18 protein-coding genes are annotated in these 20,782 nt (G+C 53.9%); 16 read left to right on the top strand and 2 right to left on the bottom strand.

The features are described 5' to 3' along the window. Window positions 1-6 precede the first annotated feature (6 nt). The 13 genes from I2123_RS20245 to lpxC all read left to right on the top strand — a co-directional run bounded on the left by I2123_RS20245 (window position 7) and on the right by lpxC (window position 16,097). Entirely contained in the window at window positions 7-1,770 is a 1,764-nt protein-coding gene (locus I2123_RS20245; RefSeq protein ID WP_112168714.1) for a peptidoglycan glycosyltransferase FtsI, read from the top strand. Continuing rightward, entirely contained in the window at window positions 1,757-3,244 is a 1,488-nt protein-coding gene (gene murE / locus I2123_RS20240) for a UDP-N-acetylmuramoyl-L-alanyl-D-glutamate--2,6-diaminopimelate ligase (protein ID WP_112168713.1), read from the top strand. Before I2123_RS20245 ends, murE begins: the two co-directional genes overlap by 14 nt. After that, window positions 3,241-4,617 (top strand): UDP-N-acetylmuramoyl-tripeptide--D-alanyl-D-alanine ligase, encoded by a 1,377-nt coding sequence (gene murF / locus I2123_RS20235; RefSeq protein WP_213051371.1) that lies wholly within the window; start codon window positions 3,241-3,243, stop codon window positions 4,615-4,617. Before murE ends, murF begins: the two co-directional genes overlap by 4 nt. Then, the gene (gene mraY, locus I2123_RS20230; RefSeq protein WP_213051370.1) at window positions 4,611-5,693 is read left to right on the top strand and encodes a phospho-N-acetylmuramoyl-pentapeptide-transferase; all 1,083 of its coding nucleotides are present in this window, start codon (window positions 4,611-4,613) and stop codon (window positions 5,691-5,693) included. The genes murF and mraY overlap by 7 nt, the downstream gene beginning before the upstream one ends. Before the next feature lie 2 nt (window positions 5,694-5,695). Beyond that, window positions 5,696-7,012: a UDP-N-acetylmuramoyl-L-alanine--D-glutamate ligase gene (gene murD, locus I2123_RS20225; RefSeq protein WP_213051369.1), complete on the top strand. Its 1,317-nt coding sequence runs from the start codon at window positions 5,696-5,698 to the stop codon at window positions 7,010-7,012. 5 nt (window positions 7,013-7,017) lie between these two features. Continuing rightward, complete coding sequence (ftsW, locus tag I2123_RS20220) at window positions 7,018-8,220, top strand: cell division protein FtsW (protein WP_413527961.1); 1,203 nt, start codon at window positions 7,018-7,020, stop codon at window positions 8,218-8,220. Further along, window positions 8,217-9,284: an undecaprenyldiphospho-muramoylpentapeptide beta-N-acetylglucosaminyltransferase gene (murG, locus tag I2123_RS20215; protein ID WP_213051368.1), complete on the top strand. Its 1,068-nt coding sequence runs from the start codon at window positions 8,217-8,219 to the stop codon at window positions 9,282-9,284. The genes ftsW and murG overlap by 4 nt, the downstream gene beginning before the upstream one ends. Before the next feature lie 78 nt (window positions 9,285-9,362). Next, window positions 9,363-10,838: a UDP-N-acetylmuramate--L-alanine ligase gene (gene murC / locus I2123_RS20210; RefSeq protein WP_112168738.1), complete on the top strand. Its 1,476-nt coding sequence runs from the start codon at window positions 9,363-9,365 to the stop codon at window positions 10,836-10,838. Then, complete coding sequence (locus I2123_RS20205; RefSeq protein ID WP_213051367.1) at window positions 10,831-11,751, top strand: D-alanine--D-alanine ligase; 921 nt, start codon at window positions 10,831-10,833, stop codon at window positions 11,749-11,751. The genes murC and I2123_RS20205 overlap by 8 nt, the downstream gene beginning before the upstream one ends. Before the next feature lies 1 nt (window position 11,752). Beyond that, window positions 11,753-12,595 carry a cell division protein FtsQ gene (ftsQ, locus tag I2123_RS20200; protein WP_112168706.1) on the top strand — a complete coding sequence of 281 codons (843 nt, stop codon included), beginning with the start codon at window positions 11,753-11,755 and terminating at the stop codon, window positions 12,593-12,595. Further along, entirely contained in the window at window positions 12,592-13,848 is a 1,257-nt protein-coding gene (gene ftsA, locus I2123_RS20195) for a cell division protein FtsA (RefSeq protein ID WP_009634688.1), read from the top strand. Before ftsQ ends, ftsA begins: the two co-directional genes overlap by 4 nt. A gap of 71 nt (window positions 13,849-13,919) precedes the next feature. After that, window positions 13,920-15,074 (top strand): cell division protein FtsZ, encoded by a 1,155-nt coding sequence (ftsZ, locus tag I2123_RS20190; protein ID WP_013577005.1) that lies wholly within the window; start codon window positions 13,920-13,922, stop codon window positions 15,072-15,074. A 105-nt stretch (window positions 15,075-15,179) separates the two neighbouring features. Beyond that, complete coding sequence (lpxC, locus tag I2123_RS20185) at window positions 15,180-16,097, top strand: UDP-3-O-acyl-N-acetylglucosamine deacetylase (protein ID WP_112168705.1); 918 nt, start codon at window positions 15,180-15,182, stop codon at window positions 16,095-16,097. A 20-nt stretch (window positions 16,098-16,117) separates the two neighbouring features. On the opposite strand, the gene I2123_RS20180 is transcribed toward lpxC, so the two are convergent. Beyond that, window positions 16,118-16,642 carry a DUF721 domain-containing protein gene (locus tag I2123_RS20180; RefSeq protein WP_112168704.1) on the bottom strand — a complete coding sequence of 175 codons (525 nt, stop codon included), beginning with the start codon at window positions 16,640-16,642 and terminating at the stop codon, window positions 16,118-16,120. 26 nt (window positions 16,643-16,668) lie between these two features. On the opposite strand from I2123_RS20180, the gene secM reads away from it, so the two are divergent. The 3 genes from secM to mutT all read left to right on the top strand — a co-directional run bounded on the left by secM (window position 16,669) and on the right by mutT (window position 20,507). After that, entirely contained in the window at window positions 16,669-17,193 is a 525-nt protein-coding gene (secM, locus tag I2123_RS20175) for a secA translation cis-regulator SecM (protein WP_213051366.1), read from the top strand. A gap of 80 nt (window positions 17,194-17,273) precedes the next feature. Further along, window positions 17,274-19,991 carry a preprotein translocase subunit SecA gene (gene secA / locus I2123_RS20170; RefSeq protein WP_112168702.1) on the top strand — a complete coding sequence of 906 codons (2,718 nt, stop codon included), beginning with the start codon at window positions 17,274-17,276 and terminating at the stop codon, window positions 19,989-19,991. Window positions 19,992-20,111: 120 nt separating this feature from the next. Next, complete coding sequence (gene mutT / locus I2123_RS20165) at window positions 20,112-20,507, top strand: 8-oxo-dGTP diphosphatase MutT (protein ID WP_213052580.1); 396 nt, start codon at window positions 20,112-20,114, stop codon at window positions 20,505-20,507. Window positions 20,508-20,583: 76 nt separating this feature from the next. On the opposite strand, the gene yacG is transcribed toward mutT, so the two are convergent. Next, window positions 20,584-20,781, bottom strand: a complete 198-nt coding sequence (yacG, locus tag I2123_RS20160; RefSeq protein WP_056776990.1) for a DNA gyrase inhibitor YacG — start codon at window positions 20,779-20,781, stop codon at window positions 20,584-20,586. Window position 20,782: the final 1 nt, after the last annotated feature.

The raw sequence follows: 20,782 nt of genomic DNA, 5'->3' as shown, positions 1-20,782 counted from the left end.
CAGCTAATGAAAGCAACACGCACCGCGAAGTTAAAGCGTCCCGAAGATCAAGCCAGCTTTATCAGCTGGCGTTTTGCGTTGTTGTGCGCCTGTATTTTACTTGCCCTGCTGGGCCTGATGTTGCGGGTGGCTTATCTTCAGGTGATAAACCCGGATAAGCTGGTGAAAGAAGGGGATTTACGTTCCCTGCGCGTTCAAACCATTCCGACATCCCGTGGGATGATCACCGACCGCTCAGGACGGCCTCTGGCGGTCAGCGTGCCTGTAAATGCGATTTGGGCCGATCCGAAAGAGATTAACGATCGCGGTGGCATCACGGTCGACACCAAGTGGAAAGCACTCGCCGATGCGCTCAACATGCCACTCGATCAGCTGTCTGCCCGCATCAACGCCAATCCCAAAGGCCGCTTCGTTTATCTCGCCCGTCAGATCAACCCTTCCGTTGGCGAATACATTCGCAAACTCAAACTGCCAGGGATTTCACTGCGTCAGGAGTCCCGTCGTTACTATCCGGCCGGACAGGTGACATCGCACGTCATTGGCGTCACTAACATCGATGGCGAAGGCATTGAAGGCGTTGAGAAAAGTTTTGACCGCTGGCTGACCGGAAAGCCGGGCGAGCGCACCATCCGTAAAGACCGCTTTGGGCGAGTCATTGAAGACATTTCCTCCGTTGACAGCCAGGCAGCGCACAATCTGGCGCTGAGCATCGACGAACGTTTGCAGGCACTGGTGTATCGCGAACTCAATAACGCCGTGGCCTTTAACAAAGCCGAATCAGGCACTGCGGTGTTGGTCGATGTACAAACCGGCGAAGTGCTGGCGATGGCCAACAGCCCGTCTTACAACCCAAATAACATGCCGAACACGCCGAAAGACGTGATGCGTAACCGCGCCATCACCGACATCTTCGAGCCGGGTTCCACCGTCAAACCAATGGTGGTGATGACGGCGCTGAAAAATGGCGTCGTGCGCGAGAACAGTGTGCTGAACACAGTGCCGTATCGAATCAACGGTCATGAGATTAAAGATGTGGCCCGTTACGCGGAGCTGTCCGTGACGGGTATCTTGCAGAAGTCGAGTAACGTCGGTGTTTCACGACTGGCGTTGTCGATGCCGTCCGCAGAGCTGGTAGACACTTACTCGCGATTCGGATTGGGAAAACCGACCAATTTGGGACTGGTTGGAGAAAGCAGTGGCTTATACCCTAAAAAACAACGGTGGTCTGACATAGAGAGGGCCACCTTCTCTTTCGGCTACGGGCTAATGGTGACACCTCTCCAGCTAGCGCGAGTCTACGCAACGATTGGCAGCATGGGCATTTATCGTCCGCTGTCGATAACAAAAGTTGATCCGCCTGTCTCCGGCGAACGCATCTTCCCTGAACCGATTGTCCGCACCGTCGTGCATATGATGGAAAGCGTCGCACTGCCCGGCGGTGGTGGCGTGAAAGCGGCGATCAAGGGTTATCGCATTGCGATTAAAACCGGTACCGCGAAGAAAGTCGGTCCCGATGGTAAGTACGTGAACAAATACATTGCCTACACCGCAGGCGTTGCACCGGCAAGCAATCCGAGATTTGCGCTGGTGGTGGTTATCAACGATCCGCAGGCAGGGAAGTATTACGGTGGGGCCGTTTCCGCACCTGTGTTTGGCGCGATCATGGGCGGCGTATTGCGCACCATGAACATCGAACCGGATGCGCTGACTGCCGATGAAAATGCAGACATAGTGAATAATCAAAAAGAGGCTTCAGGTGGCAGATCGTAATTTGCGCGACCTATTAGCGCCCTGGGTGAGTGATGCCCCGGCAGTAGCGCTAAAAGACATGATTTTAGACAGCCGCGTGGCGGCTGCCGGAGATCTGTTCGTCGCGATTTCAGGCCATACCAGCGACGGGCGTCGTTTTATTCCCCAGGCAATTGCTCAGGGCGTCGCTGCCGTTGTGGCCGAAGCAAAGGGTGAACAAGAGCACGGAACGGTTAGCCAGATGCATGGCGTGCCGGTGATTTACCTCGAGAATCTCAATGTTTTGCTGTCCGAACTGGCAGGGCATTTTTACCATCAGCCGGGTCAGGCCTTACGTCTGATCGGTGTCACCGGCACCAACGGCAAAACTACTACCACGCAGCTGCTGGCGCAGTGGAGTCAGTTGCTCGGTGAAACCAGCGCCGTGATGGGTACCGTCGGCAATGGTTTGCTCGATAAAGTGGTACCGGCGGAAAATACCACCGGTTCTGCAGTACAGGTTCAGCATATTCTGGCGGATTTAGTACAACAGGGCGCCACTTTCGCTGCGATGGAAGTTTCTTCCCACGGTCTGGTTCAGCACCGCGTTGCCGCGCTGCCATTTGCCGCCGCAGCCTTCACCAACCTGAGCCGCGACCACCTGGACTATCACGGTGACATGCAGAGCTACGAAGACGCCAAATGGCAGCTCTTCTCCTCGCATCAGGTCGGCCAAAAAATTATCAATGCTGACGACGAAGTCGGGTTGCGCTGGCTGGCGAAAACCCCGGATGCTATCGCCGTCACGATGGAAGACAAGATCCCGGCAGGCTGGAAAGGCCGCTGGCTGGCGGCGCGCAGCGTGAATTATCATGACAACGGCGCGACCGTAAATATCGATTCAAGCTGGGGAGAAGGCCTGCTGGAAAGCCGCCTGATGGGCGCATTCAACGTCAGCAATTTGCTGGTGGCGTTGGCGACCCTGCTTTCACAAGATTATCCGCTGGCTCAGTTGCTGGCGGTAAGTTCACAACTGCAACCGGTGTGCGGCCGCATGGAAGTATTCAATGCGCCGGGCAAACCGACCGCTGTAGTGGATTATGCTCATACGCCTGACGCGTTGGAAAAAGCGCTGGCGGCGGCACGTCTGCACTGTCGTGGCACGCTGTGGTGCGTGTTTGGTTGCGGCGGTGATCGCGACAAAGGCAAACGTCCTCTGATGGGCGGCATTGCGGAACAGTACGCCGATCGCGTGATCGTGACAGATGACAACCCTCGCAGCGAAGAGCCCCGCGCTATTGTCGCTGATATCCTTGCCGGGCTGCTGGATGCTGGCCGTGCACAGGAAATTCATGGCCGCGCAGAGGCAGTGACCAGCGCGATTATGCAAGCCACTGAAGATGACGTTGTGCTGATCGCCGGTAAAGGCCACGAGGATTACCAGCTGGTGGGCAATCAGCGTCTCGACTATTCCGACCGCGTAACGGTTGCCCGTTTGCTGGGGGTGATCGCATGATCCGCGTTTCCCTGCAAACGTTGAGTGCGGCGCTCAATGCCGAACTTATCGGCAACGATACTCAAATCGACAGTGTCACTACAGATACCCGTCAGATTACACCGGGCTGTTTGTTCATCGCCCTGAAAGGCGAAAAATTTGATGCGCACGACTTTGCGGCCGATGCCGTTAAAGCCGGTTCAGGGGCTTTACTGGTAAGTAAGCGCTTACCGGTGGACGTGCCGCAGTTAGTGGTGGCGGATACCCGAATTGCGCTCGGCCAGCTCGGCGGCTGGGTGCGTCAGCAGGTTCCTGCCCGCGTGGTCGGCCTGACCGGTTCCTCAGGTAAAACGTCCGTGAAAGAGATGACCGCAGCGATTTTACGCGAGTGCGGCAATGTGCTCTACACCGCAGGCAACTTCAATAACGATATCGGCGTACCGCTGACGTTGCTGCGCCTGACCGCAGAACATGATTTTGCCGTCATCGAAATGGGCGCTAACCATCCGGGCGAAATTGCTTATACCACCGCACTGGCCAGGCCTGAAACGGCGCTGGTCAATAACCTGTCAGCCGCTCACCTTGAAGGTTTTGGTTCACTGGCCGGCGTTGCGCAGGCCAAGGGTGAAATTTTTGAAGGTCTGCCTGAAAACGGCACGGCGATTATTAATGCTGATAGCAACGACTGGCCGAACTGGCAGCGCAAGCTCGGCGGCAAAACCGTCTGGCGATTCTCTTCGACAAAAGATTCGGCGCAACAGAATGATGGCAGCGATTTCTTCGCAACAGACGTCAAAATCAGTCCGCTGAACACCGTCTTTACCCTGCATTCTCCTCAAGGCAGCATAGATGTTTCGCTGCCTGTGCCGGGCCGTCACAATATTGCTAACGCGATGGCTGCGGCCGCGCTGGCGCTGTCGGTCGGCGCTTCACTCGAAAATGTTCGCGCCGGTCTGACGACTCTGCAATCGGTCAAAGGCCGCTTGTTCCCGATCGCACTTTGCGACGGTAAAACGCTGCTCGATGACAGCTACAACGCTAACGTTGGTTCGATGACCGCCGCCGCGCAAGTGCTGGCAGAAATGCCGGGCTATCGCGTAATGGCCGTTGGCGACATGGCGGAACTGGGCGCACAAAGCGAAGCGTGTCACCGCGAGGTGGGCGAAGCGATTCGTGCAGCCGGGATCGACAAAGTTTTCAGTATTGGCCACGACAGCCGCATCATCAGTGATGTCAGCGGGTGTGGTGAGCATTTAGCGGATAAGGCAGCCCTGACGGCGCGCCTGACCAGCTTACTGTCTGAACATGCGGTAATTACCGTTTTAATTAAAGGTTCACGTAGTGCCGCAATGGAGCAGGTAGTACGCGCGTTACAGGAGAATGCAACATGTTAGTTTGGCTGGCAGAACACTTGGTCAAATATTATTCCGGATTCAACGTCTTTTCCTATCTGACGTTTCGCGCCATTGTCAGCCTGCTGACTGCATTGTTCCTGTCATTGTGGATTGGTCCGCGGATGATTGCCCGTCTGCAAAAAATGTCATTCGGTCAGGTTGTGCGTAACGACGGCCCGGAATCACATTTCAGTAAACGCGGCACGCCAACCATGGGCGGGCTGATGATCCTGGCCTCCATCACCATTTCGGTGCTGATGTGGGCGTATCCCTCGAACCCGTATGTCTGGTGCGTGCTGTTCGTGCTGATCGGCTACGGCATCGTCGGTTTCATTGATGATTACCGCAAAGTGGTGCGTAAAGACACCAAAGGGTTAATCGCCCGCTGGAAATACTTCTGGCAGTCCGTGATTGCACTGGCCGCCGCTTTCACTATGTACGTCATCGGTAAAGACACCCCGGCGACAGAGCTGGTGGTGCCGTTCTTTAAAGACGTCATGCCGCAGCTGGGCCTGCTGTACATCCTGCTGAGCTACTTCGTGATTGTGGGTACCAGTAACGCCGTCAATCTGACCGATGGTCTGGACGGGCTGGCGATTATGCCCACTGTGTTCGTCGCCGGTGGCTTTGCGCTGGTGGCCTGGGCGACAGGTAACATGAATTTCGCCAGCTACCTGCACATTCCTTATCTGCGCCACGCGGGGGAACTGGTGATCGTATGTACCGCGATTGTCGGTGCCGGGCTCGGATTCCTGTGGTTTAACACCTATCCGGCTCAGGTCTTCATGGGTGACGTCGGTTCTCTGGCCTTGGGCGGCGCACTGGGTACCATCGCCGTCCTGCTGCGTCAGGAGTTCTTACTGGTGATTATGGGCGGTGTATTCGTGGTCGAAACACTGTCGGTGATCCTGCAAGTCGGGTCCTTTAAGTTACGTGGGCAGCGCATCTTCCGTATGGCGCCAATCCATCATCACTACGAACTTAAAGGCTGGCCGGAACCGCGCGTCATTGTGCGCTTCTGGATTATTTCGCTGATGCTGGTGCTGATCGGCCTTGCAACGCTGAAGGTACGTTAACTATGGCTGACTATCAGGGTAAAAAAGTCGTCATCATCGGGCTGGGGCTGACCGGCCTCTCTTGTGTTGATTTCTTTGTGACACGGGGCGTGACGCCGCGTGTTATGGATACCCGCGTTAGCCCGTCAGGACTGGACAAGCTTGCGGATAATATTGAGCGTCATCTCGGTTCACTCAATGAAGAGTGGCTGCTGGATGCGGATCTGATCGTTGCCAGTCCGGGCATCGCACTGGCAACGCCTGCGCTCAGTGCTGCTTCTGAAGCCGGTGTGGAAATTGTCGGCGATATCGAGCTGTTTTGCCGTGAAACCCAGACACCGATTGTGGCGATCACCGGTTCAAACGGCAAAAGCACAGTAACCATGCTGGTCGGTGAAATGGCGAAAGCCGCCGGATGGCGTGTCGGCGTAGGCGGCAATATCGGTCTGCCCGTACTGAACATGTTGGATCACGAATACGATCTCTTTGTGCTCGAACTCTCCAGCTTCCAGCTGGAAACGACAGAAAGTCTGCAAGCCGCTGCGGCCACCATTCTGAACGTGACTGAGGACCACATGGATCGCTATCCGTTTGGTCTGCAACAGTACCGTGCGGCCAAATTAAAAGTGTATGAGAACGCCGCGCTTTGCGTGGTGAATGCTGATGATGCACTGACCATGCCGGTACGCGGGGCTGATAAGCGTTGTGTGAGCTTTGGGGTGGATGTGGGGGATTATCACCTGACCCGCCAGCAGGATGATATCTGGCTGCGCGTGCGCGGTGAGAAAGTCCTGAATACCAATGAGATGCCGCTGACCGGCCGTCACAACTATACCAATGCGCTGGCGGCTTTGGCGCTGGCGGATGCCGTCGGTGTTCCTCATGCTTCCAGCCTGAAAGCGCTGACCACCTTTACCGGCCTGGCACATCGTTTTCAGATAGCCTGGCAGCACAACGGTGTGCGCTGGATTAACGATTCCAAGGCAACCAACGTTGGCAGCACTGAAGCGGCACTCAATGGTCTGCACGTCGAGGGCACGCTGCACCTGTTACTGGGCGGCGACGGCAAATCTGCTGATTTCTCCCCGCTGACGCGTTATTTGCAGGGCGAGAAACTCCGCGTTTACTGCTTTGGCCGTGACGGGGCTGAACTGGCAGAGCTGCGCCCGGAAGTATCTTCTCTGTTTGAAACAATGGAGCAGGCGATGCGAGAAATCAGTTCACATCTGGCTTCCGGCGACATGGTGCTCCTGTCTCCCGCCTGTGCGAGTCTCGATCAGTTCCGCAGTTTTGAACACCGTGGTGATGTCTTCACTGCGCTGGCGAAGGAGCTTGGCTGATGCGGATCCGTATGCCGGGGCTGGGTCTCGTCAGAAAATTTAACGACTGGGTGATGGGTGCCAGAGAAAACGACACCGTCACGCTGGTGCTGTATGACCGCACGCTGCTGTGGCTGACCTTTGGCCTGGCGATTGTGGGGTTTGTGATGGTGACGTCAGCCTCGATGCCGATTGGTCAGCGTCTGGCGGATGACCCGTTCCTGTTCGCCAAGCGTGATGCGATTTATCTCGCGCTGGCTTTTGGAATGTCGCTGGTGACACTGCGTGTGCCGATGGCGGTGTGGCAGAAATACAGCAACGTACTGCTGTTGCTCTCGGTGGTGATGCTGCTGGTGGTGTTGGTGGTCGGCAGCTCGGTCAACGGGGCATCGCGCTGGATTTCCTTCGGCCCGCTGCGTATTCAGCCCGCCGAGTTTTCCAAATTGTCCCTGTTTTGCTACCTCGCCAGCTATCTGGTGCGCAAGGTGGATGAAGTCCGCAGTAACTTCTGGGGCTTCTGTAAGCCGATGGGCGTGATGGTCGTGCTGGCGGTGTTACTGCTGGCGCAGCCTGACCTCGGTACGGTGGTTGTACTGTTTATTACCACGCTGGCGATGCTGTTTCTGGCGGGGGCGAAAATGTGGCAGTTCCTGGCCATCATCGGCTCCGGTGCGTTTGCGGTTGTGCTGCTGATTATCGCCGAACCGTACCGTATGCGCCGTGTGACTTCCTTCTGGAATCCGTGGGCCGATCCGTTCGGCAGCGGCTACCAGTTAACCCAGTCACTGATGGCGTTTGGCCGCGGTGAGTTCTGGGGGCAGGGATTAGGTAACTCTGTGCAAAAGCTCGAGTATTTACCGGAAGCGCATACCGATTTTATCTTCTCGATTTTAGGCGAGGAACTGGGGTATTTCGGTGTGGTTTTAGCCCTGTTGATGGTATTCTTCGTCGCTTTTCGTGCGATGTCCATTGGACGTCGTGCATTAGAGCTCGATCAGCGATTTTCCGGCTTTTTGGCCTGCTCAATTGGCGTGTGGTTTAGCTTCCAGGCGCTGGTTAACGTTGGGGCCGCAGCGGGGATGTTGCCGACCAAAGGTTTGACCTTGCCGCTCATCAGTTACGGTGGTTCGAGCCTGATCATTATGTCGACGGCAATCGTGTTATTGCTGCGAGTGGATTTTGAAACGCGGCTGGCAAAAGCCCAGGCGTTTGTAAGGAGTGCCCGATGAGTGGCAATACCCGGCGTTTAATGGTGATGGCAGGCGGTACCGGTGGGCACGTTTTCCCCGGACTGGCCGTGGCACATCATCTGATGGATCAAGGCTGGGAAGTTCGCTGGCTGGGTACCGCAGATCGTATGGAAGCCGACCTGGTTCCTAAAAACGGCATTGAGATTGATTTCATTAAAATCTCAGGATTACGTGGGAAAGGTCTGAAAGCGCAACTCACTGCCCCGATTCGCATATATCATGCGTGGCGCCAGGCAAAAGCCATCATGAAGCGTTTCCAGCCTGATGTGGTATTAGGCATGGGCGGGTACGTTTCCGGCCCCGGCGGCTTAGCAGCGTGGTCACTGGGCATTCCGGTGGTTTTGCATGAGCAAAATGGTATTGCCGGCATGACCAACCGGGGTTTGTCGCACATTGCTAAAAAAGTGTTGCAGGCGTTTCCCGGCGCATTCCCGAATGCTGACGTGGTGGGTAACCCGGTGCGTACCGATGTGCTGGCGCTCGAATTGCCGGAAACTCGTCTCGCCGGGCGCGAAGGCCCTATCCGCGTTCTGGTCATTGGCGGGAGTCAGGGCGCGCGGGTGCTGAACCAGAGCATGCCGGACGTGGCGGCGCTGATGGGCGATAAAATCACGCTGTGGCATCAGGTGGGTAAAGGTGCACTGGAGTCCGTCAATCAAGCTTATGAAAAAGTCGGTCAGATGCAGCATAAAGTGACCGAGTTTATTGATGATATGGCGCAGGCGTATGCCTGGGCGGATGTGGTGGTCTGTCGTTCCGGGGCGTTAACGGTCAGCGAAATCGCTGCCGCAGGTTTACCGGCGATATTCGTCCCTTTCCAGCATAAAGACCGCCAGCAGTACTGGAATGCGTTGCCGCTGGAAAAAGCCGGTGCCGCGAAGATTATCGAGCAGAAAGATTTTAGCGCTGCCGCAGTGGCTGATTTGATGGCCGGATGGGACAGAACCCATCTTATGGAAATGGCGCGTGCTGCACGCGCAGCTGCCATTCCAGATGCGACAGAGCGTGTGGCCGCCGAAGTGGTTGCCGCCAGTAAAAAATGAAATTGAACGGGCCGTGCAATGCAGGGTCCCAGCCGTAAGAAACGGATTAATCAGTAACCTGAAATAGTGAATAAAAACGTGAATACACAACAATTGGCGAAACTGCGTACCTTCGTGCCCGAGATGCATCGTGTCAGGCACATTCACTTTGTTGGCATCGGTGGTGCCGGCATGGGTGGTATCGCCGAAGTGTTGGCAAATGAAGGCTATCAGATCAGCGGTTCTGACCTGGCACCTAATGCGGTGACGCAGCAACTGACGGCGCTGGGCGCGAAGATTTATTTCAATCACCGCCCTGAGAACGTGCTGGATGCCAGCGTCGTGGTCGTTTCCACGGCCATCTCTTCCGATAATCCGGAAATCGTTGCGGCACGCGAAGCGCGAATACCTGTGATTCGCCGCGCTGAAATGCTCGCCGAGCTGATGCGTTTTCGTCACGGCATCGCTGTGGCAGGTACGCACGGTAAAACCACGACCACGGCCATGGTCACCAGTATTTATGCCGAGGCCGGACTGGATCCGACCTTTGTGAACGGTGGATTGGTGAAAGCTGCAGGCACGCACGCACGTCTGGGCTCAAGTCGCTTCCTGATTGCTGAGGCAGACGAAAGCGACGCGTCCTTCCTGCATCTGCAACCGATGGTGGCCATTGTCACCAATATCGAAGCAGACCACATGGACACGTATCAGGGTGATTTTGAAAACCTGAAACAAACGTTTGTGAATTTCCTGCATAACCTGCCGTTCTACGGACGCGCAGTGATGTGCATCGATGATCCGGTGATCAGGGAACTGATCCCTCGCGTTGGTCGTCATATCACTACCTACGGCTTCAGCGAAGACGCAGACGTGATGATTGAGAGCTACCGTCAGGAAGGCGCGCAAGGGCACTTCACTCTGCGTCGTCACGACCTGCCGCAAATAACTGTCACGCTGAACGCACCGGGCCGTCATAACGCCCTGAATGCAGCGGCAGCAGTTGCGGTTGCGACCGACGAAGGCATCTGCGACGACGCGATTTTGCGGGCGCTGGAAGGCTTCCAGGGCACCGGACGCCGTTTCGATTTCCTCGGTGAATTCCCGCTGGAGAATGTGAACGGCAAATCCGGCAGCGCCATGCTGGTTGATGACTACGGTCACCATCCGACAGAAGTGGACGCCACTGTAAAAGCGGCACGCGCAGGCTGGGCGAATAAACGTCTGGTGATGATTTTCCAGCCGCACCGTTACACGCGTACCCGCGATTTATACGATGATTTCGCCAACGTGTTGTCACAGGTCGATGTGCTGATCATGCTCGATGTTTACCCGGCTGGCGAAACGCCGATTCCGGGCGCAGACAGCCGCTCGCTGTGCCGCACCATTCGCGCACGTGGCAAGCTGGATCCGATTTTGGTTTCTGATATTGACGCTGTGCCTGAAAGTCTGGCGCAGATCCTCGAAGGGGACGATTTAGTCCTGGTTCAGGGCGCCGGTACCATCGGCAAAGTGGCCCGCAAATTGGCTGATCAAAAGTTGCAGCCAGTGAAGAAAGGTGAAGAACATCATGTCTGAGAAAGTAGCAGTTTTATTTGGTGGTACTTCCGCAGAACGCGATGTGTCATTACAGTCTGGCGCTGCCGTGCTGGCAGGCTTACGTGAGTCTGGCGTGGATGCTCACGGCATTGATACTAAAACAGTTAACGTCGCGCTGCTTAAAGAGCAGGGCTTCAGCAAAGTCTTTATCGCGCTGCACGGTCGCGGTGGTGAAGACGGCACGATGCAGGGGATGCTCGAGCAAATCGGCCTGCCGTATACCGGCAGCGGCGTGATGGCTTCCGCCCTGACCATGGACAAATTCCGCACCAAACTGGTGTGGCAGGCGCTGGGTTTACCCGTTGCCCCGTTCGTGGCGTTGCATCGTTCACAAATTGAAGAAGCAGGGCAGGGCGCTCTGGCGGCAAAAATCGCGGCATTGGGTTTACCGGTGATCGTCAAGCCAAGTCGCGAAGGCTCCAGCGTTGGCATGAGCAAAGTGACAACCGAACAGGAGTTGTTACCGGCCCTGCAGGAAGGCTTCCGTCATGATGATAACGTCCTGGTGGAAAAATGGCTGAGCGGCCCGGAATACACCGTCGCTATCGTGGGCGAACAGGTGATGCCTTCGATCCGTATTCAGCCTGCCGGAACATTTTATGACTATCAGGCAAAATATCTGTCTGATGAAACACAGTATTTCTGCCCAAGTGGTTTAAGTCAGGCGCAGGAAGAAGAGTTGTCCGCTCTGGCATTACAGGCTTATCAGGCGCTCGATTGCAGCGGTTGGGGACGCGTTGATGTCATGCAGGATGGCGACGGCAGCTTTAATCTTCTGGAAGCCAATACGTCGCCGGGCATGACCAGCCACAGTCTGGTACCGATGGCGGCGAAAAATGCCGGGCTGAGCTTCCCGCAATTGGTTTTCCGTATTCTGGAACTGGCTGACTGATATGTCTCAAGCCGCCCTGAATACCCGAGAGCGAGAGACGGCCGAGAGCAATAACGGCGGCCGTCGCAGTAACGGCGGCCAGTTGGCAGGGATCGTGTTTCTGCTGCTGGTCGCAGGCACCATCTTATGGAGTGCATGGGCCGTTGTTATCTGGATGCAGGATGCAAACCGGCTGCCTTTATCGCAGCTGGTGGTGACCGGCGAGCGCCATTACACCACTAACGACGATATTCGTCAGGCGATCCTGTCCTTAGGGGCGCCGGGCACGTTCATGACGCAGGATGTGAATATCATCCAGCAACAGATTGAACGTTTGCCGTGGATTAAGCAGGCCAGCGTACGCAAGCAATGGCCGAATGAACTGAAGATACATCTGGTGGAGTATGTGCCGGTTGCACACTGGAATGATTTGCATATGGTCGATGCCGACGGCAAGTCATTCAGCATACCCGCCGAGCGCGTAGTGAATCAGAAAATGCCGTTGCTCTATGGTCCGGAAGGCAGCGAACAGGATGTTTTGCAAGGCTATCAAACGATGAGTCAGGCGCTGGCCGCCGGCAAGTTCACGTTGAAAGCCGTGGCAATGAGTGCTCGTCACTCGTGGCAGTTAACTCTGGATAATGATGTTCGGCTGGAGTTGGGGAGAGATGACCGGATGGGGCGTTTACAACGTTTTATCGAGCTTTATCCGAGATTCCAGCAACAGGCCGACGCCGATAAAAAACGCATCACTTATGTCGATTTACGTTATGACAGCGGTGCGTCAGTCGGCTGGGCGCCGGAGTTTATTGACCAGCAAAACAGTAATCAGCAACAGAATCAGGCACAGGCTAAACAACAATGATCAAGTCGACGGACAGAAAACTGGTAGTTGGGCTGGAAATCGGTACTGCAAAAGTCGCCGCATTGGTGGGTGAAGTCCTGCCCGATGGCATGGTCAACATTATCGGCGTGGGCAGTTGCCCATCCCGTGGCATGGACAAGGGTGGCGTTAACGATCTGGAATCGGTGGTGAAATGCGTTCAGCGCGCCATCGATCAGGCCGAACTGATGGCTGATTGTCAGATTTCCTCTGTTTACCTCGCTTTATCTGGTAAACATATCAGTTGTCAGAATGAAATAGGGATGGTTCCTATTTCAGAAGAGGAAGTGACGCAGGAAGATGTAGAGAACGTTGTGCACACTGCCAAGTCGGTGCGTGTGCGTGATGAGCATCGTGTGCTTCACGTTATTCCTCAGGAATATGCCATCGATTATCAGGAAGGCATTAAAAATCCGGTGGGGTTATCCGGCGTGCGTATGCAGGCCAAAGTTCACCTGATTACCTGCCATAACGATATGGCGAAGAACATTGTTAAAGCGGTTGAACGATGCGGTCTGAAAGTTGACCAACTGATTTTCGCCGGTCTCGCGGCCAGTTATGCCGTTCTGACCGAAGATGAACGCGAATTAGGTGTCTGCGTCGTCGATATTGGTGGCGGAACCATGGATATCGCTGTTTATACCGGTGGCGCACTGCGTCATACTAAGGTTATCCCTTATGCAGGGAATGTGGTCACCAGCGATATCGCTTATGCGTTTGGTACACCACCGACCGATGCCGAAGCCATCAAGGTTCGCCACGGTTGTGCATTAGGGTCGATTGTCGGCAAAGACGAAAATGTCGAAGTGCCGAGCGTGGGCGGGCGTCCGCCGCGCAGTCTGCAACGGCAGACACTGGCTGAAGTCATCGAGCCTCGTTATACAGAATTGCTAAATCTTGTGAATGACGAAATTTTGCAATTGCAGGAGCAGTTACGTCAGCAGGGCGTAAAACATCATCTGGCCGCAGGTATCGTATTGACAGGCGGCGCAGCACAAATTGATGGTCTGGCAGCTTGTGCGCAACGGGTATTCCATACTCAGGTGCGTATCGGGCAACCTCTGAACATCACCGGGCTGACAGATTATGCGCAGGAACCTTACTACTCAACTGCTGTAGGGCTGCTGCACTATGGTAAAGAGTCTCACCTGAGCGGTGAGGCCGAAGTGGAAAAACGCGCCTCAGTGGGCAACTGGTTCAAACGAATCAATAGCTGGCTGAGAAAAGAGTTTTAATGTTTTAACAACGGGATCATGCTTCCAAGTATTTCGATCCCGACGCGACAGGCACAAAACGGAGAGAAACTATGTTTGAACCTATGGAACTGACCAACGATGCGGTGATTAAAGTCATCGGCGTCGGCGGTGGTGGCGGTAACGCTGTCGAACACATGGTGCGCGAGCGCATCGAAGGTGTTGAATTCTTTGCCGTTAACACCGACGCTCAGGCGTTGCGTAAAACGGCAGTAGGCCAGACTATTCAGATCGGTAGCGGTATTACCAAAGGTCTGGGTGCTGGTGCGAATCCGGAAGTGGGTCGCAATTCTGCAGAAGAAGACCGTGAAGCCCTGCGTGCTGCGCTAGAAGGTGCTGACATGGTCTTTATCGCAGCGGGCATGGGTGGCGGTACCGGTACCGGTGCAGCGCCAGTGGTTGCTGAAGTCGCTAAAGATTTAGGTATTCTGACCGTCGCTGTCGTGACTAAGCCATTCAACTTTGAAGGCAAAAAACGCATGGCATTCGCGGAGCAGGGTATCGCTGAGCTGTCCAAACATGTGGACTCCCTGATCACTATCCCGAACGACAAATTGTTGAAAGTTCTGGGTCGCGGTATTTCTCTGCTGGACGCCTTCGGTGCGGCCAACGACGTGCTGAAAGGCGCGGTGCAGGGTATTGCAGAGCTGATCACCCGTCCGGGTCTGATGAACGTCGACTTCGCCGATGTGCGCACCGTGATGTCCGAAATGGGTTATGCCATGATGGGATCCGGCGTGGCTTGTGGTGAAGACCGTGCTGAAGAAGCGGCTGAAATGGCGATCTCCAGCCCGTTGCTGGAAGATATCGACCTGTCAGGTGCTCGCGGCGTTCTGGTCAACATCACTGCCGGCTTTGACCTGCGTCTGGATGAATTCGAAACCGTGGGTAACACTATCCGTGCTTTCGCTTCTGACAACGCAACCGTGGTTATCGGTACTTCCCTTGACCCGGAAATGAACGACGAATTGCGCGTAACGGTAGTGGCAACCGGTATCGGCATGGACAAACGTCCTGAGATCACTTTGGTGACCAATAAGCCAGCCAGCCAGCCTGTTATGGATCATCGCTACCAGCAGCACGGGATGTCTCCGTTGCCGCAGGAAACGAAGCCAGCTGCCAAAGTGGTTAACGATCAGAGCGCGCAATCCAATAAAGAGCCCGACTATCTGGACATCCCGGCCTTCCTGCGTAAGCAGGCAGACTAGTCCGAATTGTAGGATCTCCGCTCTTTGTGCTAAACTGTCCCGCCAACCTTAATGTACTATGAAAAGGTTGGTAGGATAGATGGATAACATTGCGAGATAAAAACGATGATCAAACAACGTACATTAAAACGTATCGTTCAGGCGACGGGCGTCGGTTTACATACCGGCAAGAAAGTCACCCTGACTCTGCGTCCTGCACCGGCCAATACCGGGGTCATCTATCGTCGCACTGACTTGAATCCACCGGTCGATTTCCCGGCAGATGCCAAATCCGTGCGTGATACCATGCTCTGTACTTGCCTGGTCAATGAGCATGACGTACGTATTTCTACGGTAGAGCACCTTAATGCGGCCCTCGCAGGCCTGGGCATCGATAACATCGTTATCGAAGTCGATGCGCCTGAAGTGCCAATTATGGATGGTAGTGCTGCACCTTTCGTCTATCTCTTGATGGATGCAGGGATTGAAGAGCTGAACTGCGCGAAGAAATTCCTGCGCATCAAACAGACTGTGCGTGTTGAAGACGGTGACAAGTGGGCCGAGTTTAAACCTTTCAATGGTTTCTCTCTGGACTTCACCATTGACTTTAAACACCCGGCGATTGATTCCAGCTCACAGCGCTACAAAATGAATTTCTCTGCAGAAGCATTTGTTCGTCAAATCAGCCGCGCACGCACATTTGGTTTTATGCGTGATATCGAGTACTTGCAGTCACGTGGTTTGTGCCTGGGTGGCAGCTTTGATTGTGCGATTGTTGTGGATGATTACCGCGTACTTAACGAAGATGGCCTGCGTTTTGAAGATGAGTTCGTTCGTCACAAAATGTTGGATGCTATCGGCGATCTGTTCATGTGTGGACATAACATCATTGGTGCGTTTACCGCATACAAGTCTGGCCACGCATTGAACAATAAGTTACTGCAAGCGGTATTGGCGCAGCAGGAAGCCTGGGAACTCGTTACCTTCCAGGATGAAGCTGAAGTGCCATTGGCTTTTAAAGCCCCTTCTACAGTATTGGCATAATCGGTACAGATATTACTGTTTTACTTATTACGACTGGTTGTTCTGGCACTCTCTCCGGCCAGGTCAGCCAGTCGTTCTAATGCCTTCCTCAGTTTTTCCGGGCTACGGCTCGCCAGTCCTCTCAATTCATCTGCACTCTGTGAACTCAAATGCCTGACTGGCATCGACTCTGCTGCAATCGCCTTATTTTTCTCAGCAATCTGCGAAGCATTTTCCATTTTAGCCATCAACGAAGGATTAATCCTGATGTCGATTGATGACAATGATGGTAGAATTTGCGCTCGAAGTGCAGAGAGTAATGCCGGTTGTTCATAGCGTAATCGCATCATCCAGCTGGCATTAGCGATTTCCAGCACTAAAACTCCCTGTCGATAATTACCGACGCGACACCATGGTTGCATAGGCGACGGTAACAGACCCTTCACTGCGCGGTTGAGTTTTAATAACGCCGCAGCGCGCTGTTGAACATTCCGCAGCGGGCTTTGTTCCGTTGAAGAGGCGTCATCGAACAGGATATCTAATAATTGTGGGCGACTATCGCGCATGATGGGCTCCGGCGGATTATAAACGTGTGATTGGTATTCTAAATCGTTGGCGACAATTTGGCAGAAAGTATTTTTGGCCGCATCTCCTGTTGGGGATGGTCGCGGCGAGCCTTGGCGTGTCGACGAATCTCTCACAAACGGAACTGGCCTCGGTTCCCAATACGTCTTCAAGTCTTAACCGTCTAAACATCGGTAATACCGGGCTGAGCAATCTCGCCTTACTTCAGGCACATCGTCGCCCGTCTTTCGGTGTCGATTATTGGCAGCAGCATGCGCTACGTACGGTAATTCGTCACCTTTCTTTTGCTCTGGCACCGCAGGTGGTTTACACCTCTTCGCCGGAAGTGATTGCTGAAGAAGCCGAGCCGCTGCACGTTCAGCAACTGGCTTTGCTGGTGACCCTGAATGCCTTACTGACCCATGAATCTAAACCTCCGGTGATCATTCGTCGGACGCAGCAGCCTTTGCTGACTACCTCCTCTTCGCATCAAACCGGCCTGTGGCTGGCACAGGTACAGGGCATTCGTGCCGGCCCGGTCACCCTGATTTAACACACTCTCATTTAAGCACTTTATCTATAAATCAATAAATTAGGGTCGATTTTAACGGCCACAAAGAGATATCAAGCATCATGTTAATCAAATTATTGACCAAAGTTTTTGGTAGCCGTAACGATCGTACATTGCGCCGTATGCGCAAAGTGGTTGAGCTCATCAACCGCATGGAACCTGAAGTTCAGAAGCTGACAGATGATCAGCTAAGAGCCAAAACCGATGAATTCCGCGCGCGCCTGGCGAAAGGCGAAGTGCTGGAAACGTTGATCCCTGAAGCCTTTGCTGTAGTACGTGAATCCAGTAAACGTGTGTTCGGTATGCGTCACTTCGACGTGCAGCTGCTCGGTGGTATGGTGCTCAATGAGCGTTGTATCGCAGAAATGCGTACTGGTGAAGGTAAAACCCTGACGGCAACGTTGCCGGCTTACCTGAACGCGCTGAGTGGCAAAGGCGTTCACGTCGTGACCGTCAATGACTACTTAGCACAGCGTGACGCCGAAAATAACCGTCCACTGTTTGAATTCCTGGGCCTTAGCATCGGGATCAACTTACCGGGTATGCCTTCCCCTGCTAAGCGCGCAGCTTACGCAGCTGACATCACCTATGGTACGAACAACGAATACGGCTTTGACTACCTGCGTGACAACATGGCGTTCAGCCCTGAAGAACGCGTACAGCGTAAACTTCACTACGCGCTGGTGGATGAGGTCGACTCCATCCTGATCGATGAAGCCCGTACTCCACTGATCATCTCCGGCCCGGCTGAAGACAGCTCAGAAATGTACACCCGCGTAGACAAACTGATCCCTAAACTGATCCGTCAGGAAAAAGAGGACTCGGATTCCTTCCAGGGCGAAGGTCACTTCTCCGTGGATGAGAAAGCGCGTCAGGTTCACCTGACGGAACGCGGTCTGGTCCTGATTGAAGAAATGCTGGTAGAAGCGGACATCATGCAAGAGGGCGAATCCCTGTATTCCCCGACTAATATCATGCTGATGCACCACGTAACCGCAGCGCTGCGTGCGCACGTGCTGTTCACCCGCGACGTCGATTACATCGTGAAAGATGGTGAAGTGATCATCGTCGATGAGCACACTGGCCGTACGATGCAGGGCCGCCGCTGGTCTGATGGTTTGCATCAGGCAGTGGAAGCGAAAGAAGGCGTGGATATTCAAAACGAAAATCAGACGCTGGCTTCTATTACTTTCCAGAACTACTTCCGTCTGTACGAAAAACTGGCCGGTATGACCGGTACCGCAGACACCGAAGCATTCGAATTTAGCTCTATTTATAAGCTTGATACCATTGTTGTGCCAACTAACCGCCCTATGGTGCGTAAAGATATGGCTGACCTGGTTTACATGACTGAAATGGAAAAGATTGGCGCAATCATTGAAGACATTCGTAATTGTACTGCCAATGGCCAGCCGGTTCTGGTGGGTACTATTTCCATTGAGAAATCAGAAGTTGTCTCTAACGAGCTGACTAAAGCGGGTATTGCGCACAGCGTACTGAACGCCAAATTCCACGCCAAAGAAGCTGAGATCGTTTCTCAGGCCGGTCAGCCGAGCGCGGTGACTATCGCAACGAACATGGCCGGTCGTGGTACCGATATCGTGTTGGGCGGCAGCTGGCAGGTTGAAGTTGAAGATTTGGGCGAAGAAGCCACTGATGAGAAAATCGCAGAAATCAAAGCTGCCTGGCAGATTCGTCATGATGCCGTTCTGGCTTCCGGTGGTTTACACATCATTGGTACTGAGCGTCATGAATCACGCCGTATCGATAACCAGTTGCGCGGTCGTGCCGGACGTCAGGGTGATGCCGGTTCTTCACGCTTCTACCTGTCAATGGAAGATGCTCTGATGCGTATCTTCGCCTCCGATCGCGTTTCCGGCATGATGCGCAAACTGGGTATGAAACCGGGCGAAGCCATTGAGCACCCTTGGGTGACCAAAGCGATTGCCAATGCACAGCGTAAGGTTGAAAGCCGTAACTTCGATATCCGTAAGCAGTTGCTGGAATACGATGATGTGGCAAGCGATCAGCGTCGTGCGATCTACAGCCAGCGTAACGAACTGCTGGATGTGTCTGACGTGAGCGAAACCATCGCCAGCATTCGTGAAGACGTGTTCAAAACTATGATCGACAGCTACATTCCACCTCAGTCTCTGGAAGAAATGTGGGATGTTGAAGGTCTGGAACAACGTCTGAAAACCGATTTCGAACTGGAAATGCCGATTGCAGAGTGGCTGGATAAAGAGCCTGAACTGCATGAAGAAACTCTGCGCGAACGTATTATGGAACTCGCGAAAGAATCATACGCCCGTAAAGAAGAAGTGGTTGGCGCTGAAATGATGCGTAACTTCGAGAAAGGCGTGATGCTTCAAACCCTCGATTCCTTGTGGAAAGAGCATCTGGCGGCGATGGATTATCTGCGTCAGGGTATCCACTTACGTGGTTACGCGCAGAAAGATCCTAAGCAGGAATATAAACGCGAGTCCTTCGCCATGTTTGCTGCAATGCTTGAATCACTGAAATACGAAGTGGTCAGCGTGTTGAGCAAAGTTCAGGTACGTATGCCTGAGGAAGTGGAAGCGATGGAGCTGCAGCGTCGTGAAGAAGCCGAACGTCTGGCGCGTCAGCAACAACTGAGCCATCAGGATCAGCTGGAAGTTGAAGTGGAAGAGGCAGCACGCCTTGCTTCTTCGGGGGAGCGTAAAGTTGGGCGTAACGATCTCTGCCCATGCGGTTCCGGCAAAAAATACAAACAATGCCATGGCCGCCTGCAAAAGTAAGATATCAGGCTAAGTCATCGTGTTAATCTTAAAGGCGGCTAATCACCGCCTTTATTTTTTGTCTTAAAAGTACGGTTCAGTACAGGAATTTCAGTCAGGGGAAAGGTGAATACTGTGACGATTAAGCAACTGAATATCTCAGTCGGCATCATCCGTAATACACAGAAAGAAATTTTTATTACTCAGCGTGATGCTTCATCACACATGGCAGGTTTTTGGGAGTTCCCCGGCGGCAAGATCGAATCGGGTGAAACGCCTGAACAGGCTGTGATCCGCGAATTGCAGGAAGAAGTCGGGATCGAGGCAATATCTCCGGTATTGCTCGATACTCTTGAGCACCGCTTTCCTGACCGTATCATTACGCTGCACTTCTTTATGGTTGAAGACTGGAAGGGCGAGCCGTATGGGAAAGAAGGCCAGCCGAAACGCTGGATTGCCCAGTCGCAGCTAAATGAAGCAGAGTTCCCGCCGGCCAATGAAGCGATCGTTCGGGCACTGAAAAACAATCAGTTCTGATCTACGTTAAATTCCACGTACAAAAAAGGGGCCGAAGCCCCTTTCTGTTTATCCCTTCTCGTACCTGCTTTGCGCGTTAAATCTCTTCTTCGCTCCACTCATCCAGATCGTTGATATCCCCTTTGCTGGGAATACGTTTCTCTTCATCGGCCCATTCGCCGAGGTCGATCAACTGACAGCGTTTGCAGCAAAAAGGCCGGTAGGGGCTTTGCTCGCCCCATACCACCGTTTTGCCACAAGTAGGGCAATTCACTTCAATAATTTCGGGATCCATT

This window comes from Rahnella inusitata (assembly GCF_018288855.1).
Classification (GTDB): Bacteria; Pseudomonadota; Gammaproteobacteria; order Enterobacterales; family Enterobacteriaceae; genus Rahnella; species Rahnella inusitata.
Note: the sequence above shows the minus strand (reverse complement) of the source record. Positions and strands in the feature narration are given on the sequence as shown.

What these genes read in the sequence shown, in the direction of transcription:
- I2123_RS20245 (WP_112168714.1), top strand. Translation starts at nt 7, where the DNA reads ATGAAAGCAACACGCACCGCGAAGTTAAAGCGTCCCGAAGATCAAGCC.
- murF (WP_213051371.1), top strand. Translation starts at nt 3,241, where the DNA reads ATGATCCGCGTTTCCCTGCAAACGTTGAGTGCGGCGCTCAATGCCGAA.
- mraY (WP_213051370.1), top strand. Translation starts at nt 4,611, where the DNA reads ATGTTAGTTTGGCTGGCAGAACACTTGGTCAAATATTATTCCGGATTC.
- murD (WP_213051369.1), top strand. Translation starts at nt 5,696, where the DNA reads ATGGCTGACTATCAGGGTAAAAAAGTCGTCATCATCGGGCTGGGGCTG.
- murG (WP_213051368.1), top strand. Translation starts at nt 8,217, where the DNA reads ATGAGTGGCAATACCCGGCGTTTAATGGTGATGGCAGGCGGTACCGGT.
- I2123_RS20205 (WP_213051367.1), top strand. Translation starts at nt 10,831, where the DNA reads ATGTCTGAGAAAGTAGCAGTTTTATTTGGTGGTACTTCCGCAGAACGC.
- ftsQ (WP_112168706.1), top strand. Translation starts at nt 11,753, where the DNA reads ATGTCTCAAGCCGCCCTGAATACCCGAGAGCGAGAGACGGCCGAGAGC.
- ftsA (WP_009634688.1), top strand. Translation starts at nt 12,592, where the DNA reads ATGATCAAGTCGACGGACAGAAAACTGGTAGTTGGGCTGGAAATCGGT.
- ftsZ (WP_013577005.1), top strand. Translation starts at nt 13,920, where the DNA reads ATGTTTGAACCTATGGAACTGACCAACGATGCGGTGATTAAAGTCATC.
- lpxC (WP_112168705.1), top strand. Translation starts at nt 15,180, where the DNA reads ATGATCAAACAACGTACATTAAAACGTATCGTTCAGGCGACGGGCGTC.
- I2123_RS20180 (WP_112168704.1), bottom strand. Translation starts at nt 16,642, where the DNA reads ATGCGCGATAGTCGCCCACAATTATTAGATATCCTGTTCGATGACGCC.
- secA (WP_112168702.1), top strand. Translation starts at nt 17,274, where the DNA reads ATGTTAATCAAATTATTGACCAAAGTTTTTGGTAGCCGTAACGATCGT.
- yacG (WP_056776990.1), bottom strand. Translation starts at nt 20,781, where the DNA reads ATGGATCCCGAAATTATTGAAGTGAATTGCCCTACTTGTGGCAAAACG.